This is a genomic window from Sodalis sp. RH22, from assembly GCF_047324165.1.
Lineage (GTDB): Bacteria > Pseudomonadota > Gammaproteobacteria > Enterobacterales > Enterobacteriaceae > Acerihabitans.
Map to the genome: position 1 here is coordinate 4618074 of NZ_CP178731.1, position 12742 is coordinate 4630815.

Genomic DNA, 12742 nt, shown 5'->3' on the forward strand with positions numbered 1-12742 from the left:
AATCAGATAAAGAGCGCAGGCTGAAAAACGGCCCCTGGCGACCGCTGTTTTAGCGACATCAGAAAACGCGTAATTCCTCGTAAGAAATTATCACATGTTTTTTGTACGCCGGCCGGGAAGCTAACCGTTGATAATAGGCTTGCAAATGAGGCAACTCCGGGCGAGGAATATCAATATCATAATAACGATATAGTACATGGCCGAACTGTATATCCGCTAAAGTCAATTCATGACCCGTTAGATAAGGATGCAGGGCTAACTGGCGTTCAGCGATAGATAAAACGGTTGCCAGCGTTTCCACCGCACGGCCAATCGCCAGCGGATCCCGCTCGTTCGCCGCCGTGCGCACCACGCGCCAGAAAATGGGGGCGGTAAAGTTAAGCGCCACATTAATTTTTGACCACTCCGCCCACATATCCACCTGCGCCCGGCAATTCTCATCCCGCGGCCAAAAAACATCATTCCCATACCTGGCTGCCAGATACCGCAGTATGGCGCCCGTTTCCCATAACGCCGGGCCAGCGTTATCTTGCAACACCGGCACGGTGCCGTTGGGATTCATGGCTAAAAACGCCGGCGTGTCATTGCCGCCGTATTTATGGCCGATATCGTAACGCTGATAATCGAGTTGCAACTCACCGATGCACCACATCAGCGCCTGGACATTGGATGACGTTTTCCTTCCCCATACTTGCAGCATATCGCTTCACCGCCTCTGTTATTGGAGTGGATAGTTTACCTGCTGTTTGTCCGGTAATAACGTTTTTTTCCCTACTTCGGGTAGCCTTTCCCGTAATAGGAGAGGGCTGATAATGATAAGAGAGAACGAGTTAGGTGATGCCTTCGCGCATGTGGTTTGCTCCGAAACTAACGGCGTACGCATCCGCACCGCCGACCTCATAGAACAGACCCGGGCCAGGGGGATACAATTAATGCCGGAAGAGGCTAAAGCGTACCTGATGCGAGCCGCCAGCGGGGTGAGGTTGATCGCCGAGGGGCAGCATAACACTACAGAGAAGCGTTAGCGCGCCTTTCAGGGGGCGGGTGTTAGATGTTATGGTAAATAGAAAAGGTTAATTCTAAGGGGAGTAATACATGAATTCACACCCGATCCGGCAGATCATTGCGTCATGTGATAAGGCTATCTCAGCAAAAGATTTTGACGCGCTGATGGCACATTACGCCGAAGATGCGGCGCTGGTTGTTAAACCGGGCATGATAGCCCGGGGTAAAGACGATATTCGCCGCGCTTTCATTGCCATATCTGACTATTTCCAGGATCGGCTCATTGTGGAACAGGGGAAAATGCAGGTTATTGAAGGCGGCGGAAATGCTCTGGTTATCATGGAAACGGTGCTTCGTTTCCCGGACGATCAGGGCGGAACGGCCGAGGCCATCCGGCGGGCTACCTATGTATTCCGCCGGGAGGGCGACGGCCGGTGGTTGTGTACTGTCGATAATTCTTACGGCACCTCCCTTCTGGATAATAATATCGTCTGAAAACAGGCAATGATGGGCAGGCGTTGCCGGGGGTGGTGTTAAATTCAGTCCCGCCGAGGATAACGAACATCATCTTTGCGGCAGTAGGGAGCGGGAAATGGACGTATTTACGGTACGCCGCGTTACCAGAAACGATGTTGGCGATTTCAGGTATGTCAGACTCGAAGCTCTCAGGCTTTACCCGGAGGCATTCGGCGCTTCATTTGCAGATGAAAGCCAGAAGCCTGATGAGTTCTTTGCTGAGCGCCTGCTGTTAAATACGGTATTTGGCGGGTTTGATCTGCACAATAGATTGCAGGGCATCATTGGCATCAGTTTCAGTACTGCGCCAAAGCTGAGCCATGTGGCCACGTTTTGGGGAATGTATGTCCGGGCTGAACTGAGGGGCAGCGGTCTTTCCAGAGCGCTTCTGGCGGCAGCACTGCTGGCGGTTGGAACGGTGAGGACGGTGAAGCTTTCCGTCGTCTCGACAAACCGTCCGGCGCAGGCGCTTTATCGTTCTGTTGGATTCAAAGAATGGGCAACAGATACCGCTGCATTATGTGTTGATGGTGTGTTCCATGACGAGCTTCTTATGAGGCTGGACTTCTAACCCGCTCCGTAACCGGGATACCACCAAAGAACATTATCACCAATGCACTAATATCAATTGCGGCCATACGTTTAAGACTATGGAAAGCATTACGGAATCCATTATGATCCCCGGCCGGGTAAATCCGGCGCCGCCCCATCCCAGGGCCAAGCAAGATGCGTTTGGTTCTGAGCCAAGCCTGCGAGAGCAGGTTTTTTTTCGCCTGCCGTTTGCCTGTTTCCGATGTCTAAACTGCGTCGTCGATGAGGCACGATATTTTCTGGTGAGACACTTTTGAGACACTCGGGTAAAACAGGAAAAATCGAAACGGGGAAGGGTGGTTGTAATAGGATGATTTATATAAGTTTTCTTGGTGGCCCCTGCTGGACTTGAACCAGCGACCAAGCGATTATGAGTCATAAAATCGGCATGTTTCTAATCGTTCGCCATTGGCGCCTATTGTATTTTTAATTTTCTATAATCAATCAGTTATGAGGTTATTTTTGTTTCTGATTGGTTGTCGCGTCTCCCCATTGTACTATCGTTACCTGACCCAAAATGGGCATCGGGTCAGGTAACGCTTATACTCAGAAAGGCAACCTCATGGCCGCTAATCTTACCGAGACTGCTATACGTGGATTGAAGATAAAAAGCACGTCGTACTACGTGTGGAGCAACAGCGCTCAGCGCGGTACCGGCAGGCTTGGTGTCAAAGTTCAGCCTTCAGGCAGCAAGATTTTTTATTTCCGTTACTACATTGAGAAAGGGAAGAAAGAGAAATTCATTCAGCTGGGCATCTGGCCTGAGATGAAACTGGTGACGGACAATGAGCTGGCGAAAAAGTACGGAGCCTGGCTTGTTGAAGGAAAAAATCCCCAGCAAGAGCTTGAGCAACAACGCCTGGCCGAGCAGCACATCATGCAGCTTCATCGCTCGCAGGGATCGTTTAAAGAACTGGTACACGGCTATGTTAACAAGATGAAGCTCGACAATAAGCGGACCTGGGCCGATGTACTGAAGCGTCTTGAAAAAGAGTGCTATTCAGTCATTCCTCGCGAGACCAAAGCGAAGGATGTCACGCCCTTACAGATCAAAACGATCTTGTCTGGCATCATCCAGCGTGATGCGGTGGTCCATGCAAACCGAATTCGTTCCTACCTGATGGCGGCTTTCAACTACGGGCTTAAAGCCGATAACGATCCGATGAATACCAGCGTAGGCATTACGTTCGGGCTTGAAGCTAATCGGTATCGGCCATACCGAAGCAGTCCTCGGCGGAGAAAGTGGGTGATACATGGTTAACGCTGGAAGAGCTACGTTTTTGTCATGGAACAGTTCGCTCAGGCAACTAACGTTGGCCCGTTGATGCAGCATCTGATTCGCTTCTGTGTTTATGCTGGCGGGCAGCGCCCGTTTGAAATGATTGCCAGCCAGTGGAACGCGATTGACTGGCAGCAGAAGACGTTACTGGTCATTGCCGATGTATCGAAAAACAAGCGTGAGCACCTGATCCCGCTGACTGAGTCGGCATTAAATGAATTAGCCTCTGTTAAAGAACTGACTAAGGAAAGTGGTAGCCTCTATATCTTCCCACGCTCGACCAACGGCGAGCGACCGGTGCGCACCGATAGTCTGACGCGTTCCATCATGTATTTCCGGGCCTCTAGTCCTGAGTTTAACGTTTTCACGGCGCGAGATTTACGTCGCACCTGTAAAACGCTGATGGGGGAGGCGGGGATCAGTAAAGAGATCCGCGATCGTATCCAGAACCACGCGTTGAACGACGTTAGCTCGAAACACTATGATCGTTATGATTACCTGACTGAAAAGCGCAGGGCGCTTGAGATCTGGAAGGATCGGGTTAACAACTATCAGCGCCAGCAGGAAAACAACGGTGTGAACTTATTTGGACGGAGGTAAGAGCTTGTCAAAATATGAGCTTAATTCAGCAGAAGAGCGTTATCAGCCGGGCTCTGGAGACTTGGTGCTGGCTAATAAGCTAGGGATCACTGAAGAAGAGGAAATGGAGGCGCTGGAGTCTGGTCTATTGCTGATGCTTTATGAACAGCTATTTATCGAAGGCCAGCCGCCAGCGGCGCTGGCTTTTGAGCATATCAGCGGCTGGCATCGTCAATGGCTGGGGAATGTGTACGACTGGGCGGGGAGGTTGCGTAATGCCAACTTAACTAAGGACGGTTTCCAGTTTGCTGCTGCCGACAGGATTCCGCTTCTTCTTGATGGTTTCGAGAAGCAGTTTCTCTCCCGTTCTGGTGAACTGAAATCCCTGGCTCGTCCGGAGCTGGTTCGTTATCTGGCTGAATGCCATGTGGAATTTATTTTGATCCATCCATTCAGAGAAGGTAACGGGCGTCTGTCGAGATTGCTTTGCGATGTGTTGTCGGTTCTGTCGGGGAAGGGCTTACTGGACTACAGCCTGTGGGATGAGCACAAGGCGTTTTACTTCAAGGCAATACAGGCAGGCATATCAGGGAACTATAGCCCCATGATGCAACTGGTGGACGATATCTTGCCAGATTAACGGGCGAGGCCAACAGCTTTCGCCTGTACCTGATTTTTTTTGAGTTGCTGTTCAATCTTTTGCACGGAAACGCCTGTTTCGATCGCGGTTGAACTGGCGACGGAACGATAGATCTGAGTTCTGGTGATCTGAGTATGTGCTGTTTTTTTTGTCATGCTGAAAGCCTCGTTTTGTTGCAATCATTCTAGTGTGGATAGGGACAGCCCGCAAGGCTGGTACAATGGGATAGCACTGTACATCTCTCGATTTGAGATGATGAAAAAACTGACTTGTCATTAAATAGTTTTTAAACTCATCGCTTTACCTTGTGATCTCTTCCTGATCTCCTCCCATTAAACAGGACCAGGCTAAACGGGAGCTTTCTGCCACACTTCTCATACTAAAGGGGGGATCCGGGCATGAAAAAATCCAAGTTTACCGAGGAACAGATAGCTTTTGCCTTGAAACAGGCGGAAGGCGGCACCCGCGTGGCGGAAGTGTGTCGCACGATGGGCATTTCTGAAGCGACCTTTTTCAACTGGAAGAAAAAATTTAGCGGCATGGGCGTGGCTGAACTGCGGCGCTTGCGTCAGCTGGAAGATGAAAATCAGCGGCTAAAACGCTTGGTGGCGGATCTGAGCCTGGACAAAGAGATGCTGCAGGATGTGCTAAAACGAAAGTTTTAAAGCCTGCCCGTAAGCGTGAAATTGTCCATTTTTTGCTTGACGCTTACCGGGTAGGCATTCGTCGCGCCTGCCAGACGATCCCCATGAGCCGCTCGGTTTATTACTACCGTTCTTGCCGTGATGACCGGGGGCTGACCACGCGGATCAGGGAGATCGCTGAAACCCGGATCCGTTATGGCTGCGAGCGATTACATGTACAGCTCAGGCGTGAAGGCTGGCGAGTGAACCACAAAAAAACGCACCGCATATACTGCCAGGAGGGGTTAAATTTGCGGTGCAAACGGCCCCGGCGCCATGTGACGGCGGCCCACCGGCGTGAGAGGCCGTTACTGTCAAATCCGGATCAATGCTGGAGCATGGATTTCGTTGCTGATAATCTGTTTAATGGGCGCCGGTTTCGGGCGTTAACTGTGGTCGATAGTTTTAGTCGGGAATGCCTGGCGATCCATGCCGGCCAGTCGCTCAGGGGCGAGGATGTGGTGGCGGTACTGGAGCATCTGAGGTTGATGCACAATCGTGTGCCGTTAAGGATCCAGGCCGATAACGGCAGCGAATTTATCTCAAAAGTGCTGGATAGATGGGCGTACGAAAATAAGGTCACCATGGACTTCTCACGCCCCGGCACGCCGACGGATAACCCGTTTATCGAATCATTTAATGGCAGCCTGAGGGATGAATGCCTAAATATCCACGGGTTCCTGTCGATGGAAGATGTGCAGGAAAAGCTTGATCGCTGGCGGGAGGAATATAACCATGACAGGACACCTTCTTCATTAAATGATCTGACTCCGGCGGAATTTATCCGAAGTCACCAAAAACGGCAAATCCTCTCATTTAGCCATGATCAGGATATGGGGGGAGGTCAATTTTGGCTACCTCTGCGTGTTTGAAGGATAGAATCAGGATAACTCTGCTGCCATTTTGCTGCCATCCTGTAGCGCCTACAAAAAAGCCACCATGCAATATGGTGGCTTAATATATTGTTCTGTAAGGTTTTTCTTGGTGGCCCCTGCTGGACTTGAACCAGCGACCAAGCGATTATGAGTCGCCTGCTCTAACCAACTGAGCTAAGGGGCCGAGTGGGCGTTGATTATAGAGTAACTGCGGTGACAGATCCATAGTGTCCCGGTTTGCTTGGCTGATTTATCGCCAATTACGCGCTATTATTGGCCGGCGTGTGTAGCGCGTTGCATTTTCAGGAGTTTCAAGATGATAGAGGACATTCTGGCCCCGGGGCTTCGGGTGGTTTTTTGTGGTATCAACCCGGGATTGTCGAGCGCCCATAAGGGTGTGCATTTCGCCAATCCCAATAACCGGTTCTGGAAAATCATCCATCAGGCCGGGTTTACCGAGCGGCAGCTTAAGCCTGAGGAAGAACGTCAACTGCTGGATACGGGATGCGGCATTACCATGCTGGCAGAGCGGCCCACCACCGAGGCGTCCGAGCTGACGCTGGCGGAGTACCGGGAGGGCGGCAAACGCCTGATCGAGAAGATTCAGGCGTATCAGCCCACCGCGCTGGCGGTACTGGGCAAGCAGGCGTACCGGCAGGCGTTTCGGGTGAGCAACGCCATTTGGGGCAAGCAGGAGGTGACCATCGGCAAAACCGAAATCTGGGTGCTGCCCAATCCCAGCGGACTGAACCGTATGGGTTTCGAGACGCTGATCAAATCCTATCGCGAGCTGGATGCCATACTGGCGACGCGGGGCCGGTAACCCGGCCCGGTCAAGGGGCATAACCAGGCCTGGCCGCCTGGGTGCCCGGGCCAAACGCAGCGCCGATCGTAAGGCGAGCGCCGCGCCGCGGGGAAATAGCACGGGCATCAATCAAAAAAAAAGCCCCGCCTGTCGAGAGCGGGGCTTGTTGCGGCCGTTAACGCGCCGGGCAGGCCCGTTGCCGGGTCCGGCGGGGTTTAGTCATCCAGGAAGCTGCGCAGCACTTCAGACCGGCTGGGATGGCGCAGCTTGCGCAGCGCCTTCGCCTCGATCTGACGGATACGCTCGCGGGTAACGTCAAACTGTTTGCCCACTTCTTCCAGCGTATGGTCGGTATTCATATCAATGCCAAAACGCATGCGCAGGACTTTGGCTTCACGGGCGGTCAGGCCGGCCAGCACATCATGCGTGGCCGAACGCAGGCTTTCCGAGGTGGCGGAATCCAGCGGCAGCTCAAGGGTGGTATCCTCGATAAAATCACCCAGATGCGAATCTTCATCGTCGCCGATCGGCGTTTCCATGGAGATCGGCTCCTTGGCGATTTTCAGCACCTTGCGGATTTTATCTTCCGGCATCAGCATCCGTTCCGCCAGCTCTTCAGGGGTGGGCTCGCGGCCCATTTCCTGCAGCATCTGGCGGGAAATACGGTTGAGCTTGTTAATGGTCTCAATCATATGTACCGGGATACGGATGGTGCGCGCCTGGTCGGCGATGGAGCGGGTAATGGCCTGACGGATCCACCAGGTGGCATAGGTCGAGAACTTGTACCCGCGGCGGTATTCAAACTTATCCACCGCCTTCATCAAACCGATATTCCCTTCCTGGATCAAATCCAGGAATTGCAAACCGCGGTTGGTGTACTTCTTGGCAATCGAGATAACCAAACGCAGGTTGGCTTCCACCATCTCTTTCTTGGCGCGGCGGGCTTTCGCTTCGCCGATGGACATGCGACGGTTGATATCCTTCACCTGTTCGATGGTCAGGCCGGTTTCTTCTTCAATCTGACGCAGCTTTTGCAGGTTGCGATGGACGTCTTCATCGACTTCGCGCAGTTTTTCCGACCAAGGCTTGTTCATGGCCAGCGCCGCCTTGAACCAGGCTTCGCTGGTCTCTTTGCCGGCAAACAGCGTGACGAAGTTTTTCTTCGGCATTTTGCAGTTTTCGACGCAGAGCTTCATGATCAACCGTTCCTGGGTGCGCACGCGATCCATCATGGAGCGCATGTTGCTTACCAGGTAGTCGAACTGTTTCGGCACCAGGCGGAACTGCTTGAACACCTCGGAGAGCTTGAGGATTTCATCCGCCGACTTGGCGTGGCTGCGGCCGTTGGCTTTGATGACATTGCGCGTGGCTTCGTACTGATCGCGCAGATCGACGAATTTCTGGCGCGCCAGCTCGGGATCGATACTGTTATCGTCCTCCGCGTCGTCGTCATCTTCTTCTTCGTCGTCATCGTTGTCGGCCAGTTCGGCGGTGGTCAGTTCGGAGCCGATATGGGTCGCGGTCGGCGCCATCTCTTCTTCGGCGTTCGGGTCGACAAAACCGGTGATCAGGTCCGACAGGCGCGCTTCGCCCGCTTCGACGCGATCATATTGTTCCAGCAGGTAGGTGATTGCCTCAGGATACTCGGCAACCGAGCATTGCACCTGATTAATCCCGTCCTCGATACGCTTGGCGATATCGATTTCACCTTCACGGGTCAGCAGTTCAACGGTACCCATTTCGCGCATGTACATGCGCACGGGGTCGGTGGTGCGTCCAATTTCGGACTCCACGCTCGACAGGACCTGCGCGGCCGCTTCGGCGGCATCTTCGTCGGTGTCGGAGGTGTTTTCGGCCAACAGCAGGTCGTCGGCATCCGGTGCTTCTTCCATCACCTGGATGCCCATGTCATTTATCATCTGGATGATGTCTTCGATCTGGTCGGAGTCGACGATATCCTCCGGCAGATGGTCATTGACCTCGGCAAAGGTCAAATAGCCTTGCTCCTTACCACGAGTGACAAGTAGCTTGAGCTGTGACTGCGGGTTTTGCTCCATAAGACGGTATCCACACTTCAGATTATAATTCGGTGTTGGTCGGTGAAATTTCATCACCAACAAGAGTGCAGGCCTTTGTTTAACGCCGCAGCCCAATACGGCATCGCACAGGGCATTGCCCTGCCATTTATAGGCAATTAAGCCTCGGTGTCATTCATGTCTTTTTGGCCAGAGCCATATTCAGTGACCAAAGCTCTTTTCGTTCTTCGGTCGTCAATCCGTGCGTTCTATCGCGCGCTATCAGCTCTTCCTGACGTTGTTCCAGTATGGAGTCATAAAGGCTCGTCAGGGTATCGACAAACGTCGCTTCGATCATATCCTCTATGATCATGTGGTTCCAAATCGCCAGCGTTTCAAGCTGCGGGCTGGATTTATTATCCCGGTACAGCTCCAGCAGCTGCCCCGTGGTCAGGCCCGGCTGCGCCTGGCAGGTCTGGACTAATTCAATAAACAGCGGCACACCCGGTTGATTCGCCTGCTCCAATCCCTGTAAGGACGGGATAAGGGCCGACAGGCGCGGGTTTTGCACCAGCAATCCTATAAGTATACGCATGGTTGTGCGTTTTATCCGGGGTTGCGGCGAAATATTTGTATTGCCCGCCTGCTTCGGCAGCAGCTTTTCCAATTGGTTATCGTCCAAAATGCCCAATTTATTACCCAATTGCTGGCGCAGGTACATGCGCAGCGTTTCCCCGGGCACCTGGCTTATCAGCGGCAGCGCCAGGGTGCTGAGCTTGGCGCGGCCGTCCGGGCTGCTTAAATCCACCTGCGGCATCAGCGTCTCGAACAAAAAAACCGATAGCGGCTGCGCCTGTTCCATGCGCTGCTCAAAGGCCTCTTTGCCAATCTGGCGCACCAGGGTATCGGGATCTTCCCCGTCCGGCAGGAACATAAACCGCAGCTGGCGCCCGTCGTTTAAATAGGGCAGGGCCGTTTCCAGCGCGCGCCAGGCGGCTTCCCGGCCCGCGCGGTCGCCGTCGTAGCAGCAGATGACCTGATCCGTGGCGCGGTAGAGCAGCTGGATATGCTCGGCGGTGGTGGCGGTGCCGAGCGAGGCGACGGCATAATCAATGCCGAACTGCGCCAGGGCCACCACGTCCATATAGCCTTCCACCACCAGCAGGCGCGACAGCGCCGGGTGCTTCTGCTGCGCTTCATAAAGCCCGTACAGCTGGCGGCCTTTATGAAAAATCTCGGTTTCCGGCGAGTTCAGGTACTTCGGCTGGCCGTCGCCAAGGATGCGCCCGCCAAAGGCGATAACCCGCCCGCGCCGGTCGCGGATCGGGAACATGACGCGCTCGCGAAAGCGATCATAAACCCGTCCCTGATCGTTAGTCACCAGCATTCCGGCATCGTTCAATGCCGTGCGATCGTCCGCCGAGCGGCCAAAGCGTTTTAACACGTTGTCCCAGCCGGGCGGCGCGTAGCCGATGGCGAAATGGCTGATGATCTCCGCGCTCAGCCCCCGCTTGTCCAGGTACTGGTGCGCCGGCGCGGCGGCGGGCTGCTGCAGCGCCTGCAAATAGTAGTCGCTAAGCTTCTCCATCACCTGGTAGAGGCTCTGACGCTGGTGGCGTTCCTGCTGGTTGGGACCGGCGCCCGTCTCGGACGGCACTTCAAGGCCGTGCATGGTGGCGAGTTCCTCGATGGATTCGACAAACTCAAGCCGGTCGTAATTCATCAGGAAATCGATGGCATTGCCATGGGCGCCGCATCCGAAACAATGGTAAAACTGCTTCTCGCCATTGACGGTAAACGACGGGGTTTTTTCATGGTGAAACGGACAACAAGCGTGATAATTCTTGCCTTGTTTTTTCAGCTTCACCCGAGCGTCGATCAGGTCGATGATATCGGTGCGAGCCAACAAGTCGTTGATAAATACGCGTGGGATTCGTCCAGCCATAAGCCCTGATTGGTTAGCCTATAAACGAGAACAAGCCGCGCAATCCTTCCGGATCGCACGGCCTTCGTATGCAACTGCTAAGTCTGCGGATTAATCACGCGGTTGGGGTTTTCACCCCGAAAAATTAATACAGACGAGTGCGGCGTGCGTTTTCGCGAGCCAATTTTTTTGCATGACGTTTTACTGCGGATGCTTTGGCGCGTTTACGTTCGGTAGTCGGTTTTTCATAGAACTCACGACGACGAACTTCGGCCAGGACACCTGCTTTTTCGCATGAACGTTTGAAGCGACGCAGTGCTACGTCGAAGGGCTCGTTTTCACGTACTTTAATTACCGGCATGTAACTCTCACCTCGATAGAATTCGGATTTTGCTGCTGACCTTGTGTCAGCCGTTTCAAAATGGTGCGGAATTTTACTTCAACCAGGGCTGCTTTGTAAAGCGCCACGGCCAATGATCTTGCTGGCCGGCCGGCAAACAGCGTGGGTCTTTGCCGCGTCATTCATGATTTCTTGGACTTATTATAGCGCAAAACGGCCAAATTTGCTGCACATGATTGGCGTGCTCGATTAAAAAGCATGAAATTAAGTGGCCTGGCCTGTTGATCCGGGATCCTGAGCGGCCGATCCTGGATCTTCCCGCGGATCCCGCGATCCGCAAGGGGCATACTTGTATCATGGCCCGGGCAATAAAGACATCGAATTTACGCGCCGCGGCACCGCGCCGGCGGGTGCCCGCGGGCGGGAATATGGTAGACTATGCGCCGCACAACGTGGAGTTGATGAAAAATTATGCGAGTTTTAGGTATTGAGACGTCCTGCGACGAAACCGGCGTGGCGATTTACGACGAGCGGTCGGGGCTGCTGGCCAACCAGCTTTACAGCCAGGTCAAGCTGCATGCCGACTACGGCGGCGTGGTGCCCGAACTGGCCTCGCGCGATCATGTGCGCAAAACCGTGCCATTGATCCAGGCCGCGCTGCGCGAGGCGGGGCTGGAGGCGCGGGATATCGACGGCGTGGCCTATACCGCCGGCCCGGGCCTCGTGGGCGCGCTGATGGTGGGCGCCACCGTGGGACGCGCCCTGGCCTATGCCTGGAAGGTGCCGGCCATCGCGGTGCATCATATGGAAGGCCATCTGCTGGCGCCGATGCTGGAAGATAACCCGCCGGCGTTTCCCTTCGCCGCGCTGCTGGTGTCGGGCGGCCATACCCAGCTGATCGCCGTGACCGGCATCGGCCGCTATGAACTGCTGGGCGAGTCGATAGACGACGCGGCCGGCGAGGCCTTTGATAAAACCGCCAAGCTGCTGGGACTGGATTATCCCGGCGGCCCGCTGCTGTCGAAAATGGCGCGCCAGGGTACGGCCGGGCGTTTTACCTTTCCGCGTCCGATGACCGACCGCCCGGGGCTGGATTTCAGTTTTTCCGGCCTGAAGACCTTTGCCGCCAATACCGTTCGCGCCAACGGGCAGGACGACCAGACGCGGGCGGACATTGCCCGGGCGTTCGAGGACGCGGTGGTGGATACGCTGGCGATTAAATGCCGCCGCGCGCTGGATCAGACCGGCCTGACGCGGCTGGTGATAGCGGGCGGCGTCAGCGCCAACCAAACCCTGCGCGCGCGTCTGGCGGAGATGATGCAAAAACGCGGCGGCAACGTGTTTTACGCCCGTCCGGAATTTTGCACCGATAACGGCGCGATGATCGCCTATGCGGGCATGGTGCGCCTGCAAAACGGCGCTCATGCGGATTTAGGCATTACCGTGCGGCCGCGCTGGCCTCTGGCCGAACTGACGCCGGTATAAGGGAG

At 54.5% G+C, this 12742-nt stretch carries 11 protein-coding genes, 1 tRNA gene and 2 pseudogenes; 8 read left to right on the forward strand and 6 right to left on the reverse strand.

Going from position 1 to position 12742, the window contains the following annotated elements:
* Positions 1 to 58 precede the first annotated feature (58 nt).
* Positions 59 to 700 (reverse strand): glutathione S-transferase family protein, encoded by a 642-nt coding sequence (locus tag ACL2XN_RS20995; RefSeq protein ID WP_413729377.1) that lies wholly within the window; start codon positions 698 to 700, stop codon positions 59 to 61.
* Positions 701 to 1095: 395 nt separating this feature from the next.
* Here ACL2XN_RS20995 and ACL2XN_RS21000 point away from each other — a divergent pair, with 395 nt between their 5' ends.
* The 5 genes and pseudogenes from ACL2XN_RS21000 to ACL2XN_RS21020 all read left to right on the forward strand — a co-directional run bounded on the left by ACL2XN_RS21000 (position 1096) and on the right by ACL2XN_RS21020 (position 4610).
* Positions 1096 to 1500: a YybH family protein gene (locus tag ACL2XN_RS21000; protein WP_413721511.1), complete on the forward strand. Its 405-nt coding sequence runs from the start codon at positions 1096 to 1098 to the stop codon at positions 1498 to 1500.
* Between the two features lie 97 nt (positions 1501 to 1597).
* Positions 1598 to 2092: an N-acetyltransferase family protein gene (locus ACL2XN_RS21005; RefSeq protein WP_413729378.1), complete on the forward strand. Its 495-nt coding sequence runs from the start codon at positions 1598 to 1600 to the stop codon at positions 2090 to 2092.
* A gap of 19 nt (positions 2093 to 2111) precedes the next feature.
* Positions 2112 to 2237 (forward strand): annotated as a pseudogene (locus ACL2XN_RS21010) (ogr/Delta-like zinc finger family protein); the annotation flags it as partial.
* A 437-nt stretch (positions 2238 to 2674) separates the two neighbouring features.
* Positions 2675 to 3991: pseudogene (locus ACL2XN_RS21015) on the forward strand (tyrosine-type recombinase/integrase).
* A gap of 4 nt (positions 3992 to 3995) precedes the next feature.
* Complete coding sequence (locus tag ACL2XN_RS21020; RefSeq protein ID WP_410013408.1) at positions 3996 to 4610, forward strand: Fic/DOC family protein; 615 nt, start codon at positions 3996 to 3998, stop codon at positions 4608 to 4610.
* On the opposite strand, the gene ACL2XN_RS21025 is transcribed toward ACL2XN_RS21020, so the two are convergent.
* Positions 4607 to 4765 (reverse strand): hypothetical protein, encoded by a 159-nt coding sequence (locus tag ACL2XN_RS21025; protein ID WP_410013409.1) that lies wholly within the window; start codon positions 4763 to 4765, stop codon positions 4607 to 4609. The genes ACL2XN_RS21020 and ACL2XN_RS21025 overlap by 4 nt on opposite strands.
* Positions 4766 to 5008: 243 nt before the next feature.
* Between ACL2XN_RS21025 and ACL2XN_RS21030 the strand changes: the two genes are divergently transcribed.
* Positions 5009 to 6165 (forward strand): IS3 family transposase gene (locus tag ACL2XN_RS21030; protein ID WP_413729379.1). Its coding sequence is split into 2 segments (ribosomal slippage): positions 5009 to 5261 and positions 5261 to 6165, totalling 1158 coding nucleotides; the frame shifts between segments, so codons are not numbered across the junction.
* A gap of 110 nt (positions 6166 to 6275) precedes the next feature.
* Here ACL2XN_RS21030 and ACL2XN_RS21035 read toward each other — a convergent pair.
* Positions 6276 to 6352: transfer RNA gene (locus ACL2XN_RS21035), tRNA-Ile, on the reverse strand.
* Positions 6353 to 6484: 132 nt separating this feature from the next.
* On the opposite strand from ACL2XN_RS21035, the gene mug reads away from it, so the two are divergent.
* The gene (gene mug / locus ACL2XN_RS21040) at positions 6485 to 6991 is read left to right on the forward strand and encodes a G/U mismatch-specific DNA glycosylase (protein WP_413721509.1); all 507 of its coding nucleotides are present in this window, start codon (positions 6485 to 6487) and stop codon (positions 6989 to 6991) included.
* 197 nt (positions 6992 to 7188) lie between these two features.
* On the opposite strand, the gene rpoD is transcribed toward mug, so the two are convergent.
* The 3 genes from rpoD to rpsU all read right to left on the reverse strand — a co-directional run bounded on the left by rpoD (position 7189) and on the right by rpsU (position 11273).
* Positions 7189 to 9030, reverse strand: a complete 1842-nt coding sequence (gene rpoD / locus ACL2XN_RS21045) for an RNA polymerase sigma factor RpoD (RefSeq protein ID WP_413729381.1) — start codon at positions 9028 to 9030, stop codon at positions 7189 to 7191.
* Positions 9031 to 9184: 154 nt separating this feature from the next.
* Entirely contained in the window at positions 9185 to 10933 is a 1749-nt protein-coding gene (gene dnaG / locus ACL2XN_RS21050; RefSeq protein WP_410013413.1) for a DNA primase, read from the reverse strand.
* A gap of 124 nt (positions 10934 to 11057) precedes the next feature.
* The gene (rpsU, locus tag ACL2XN_RS21055) at positions 11058 to 11273 is read right to left on the reverse strand and encodes a 30S ribosomal protein S21 (RefSeq protein ID WP_001144069.1); all 216 of its coding nucleotides are present in this window, start codon (positions 11271 to 11273) and stop codon (positions 11058 to 11060) included.
* Positions 11274 to 11723: 450 nt separating this feature from the next.
* Between rpsU and tsaD the strand changes: the two genes are divergently transcribed.
* A complete protein-coding gene (gene tsaD, locus ACL2XN_RS21060; RefSeq protein ID WP_413729382.1) occupies positions 11724 to 12737 on the forward strand; it encodes a tRNA (adenosine(37)-N6)-threonylcarbamoyltransferase complex transferase subunit TsaD in 1014 nt (337 codons plus the stop codon).
* The last annotated feature ends 5 nt before the right edge of the window (positions 12738 to 12742 follow it).

What these genes read in the sequence shown, in the direction of transcription:
- rpoD (WP_413729381.1), bottom strand. Translation starts at nt 9,030, where the DNA reads ATGGAGCAAAACCCGCAGTCACAGCTCAAGCTACTTGTCACTCGTGGT.
- tsaD (WP_413729382.1), top strand. Translation starts at nt 11,724, where the DNA reads ATGCGAGTTTTAGGTATTGAGACGTCCTGCGACGAAACCGGCGTGGCG.
- mug (WP_413721509.1), top strand. Translation starts at nt 6,485, where the DNA reads ATGATAGAGGACATTCTGGCCCCGGGGCTTCGGGTGGTTTTTTGTGGT.
- ACL2XN_RS21000 (WP_413721511.1), top strand. Translation starts at nt 1,096, where the DNA reads ATGAATTCACACCCGATCCGGCAGATCATTGCGTCATGTGATAAGGCT.
- ACL2XN_RS21025 (WP_410013409.1), bottom strand. Translation starts at nt 4,765, where the DNA reads ATGACAAAAAAAACAGCACATACTCAGATCACCAGAACTCAGATCTAT.
- ACL2XN_RS20995 (WP_413729377.1), bottom strand. Translation starts at nt 700, where the DNA reads ATGCTGCAAGTATGGGGAAGGAAAACGTCATCCAATGTCCAGGCGCTG.
- dnaG (WP_410013413.1), bottom strand. Translation starts at nt 10,933, where the DNA reads ATGGCTGGACGAATCCCACGCGTATTTATCAACGACTTGTTGGCTCGC.
- rpsU (WP_001144069.1), bottom strand. Translation starts at nt 11,273, where the DNA reads ATGCCGGTAATTAAAGTACGTGAAAACGAGCCCTTCGACGTAGCACTG.
- ACL2XN_RS21005 (WP_413729378.1), top strand. Translation starts at nt 1,598, where the DNA reads ATGGACGTATTTACGGTACGCCGCGTTACCAGAAACGATGTTGGCGAT.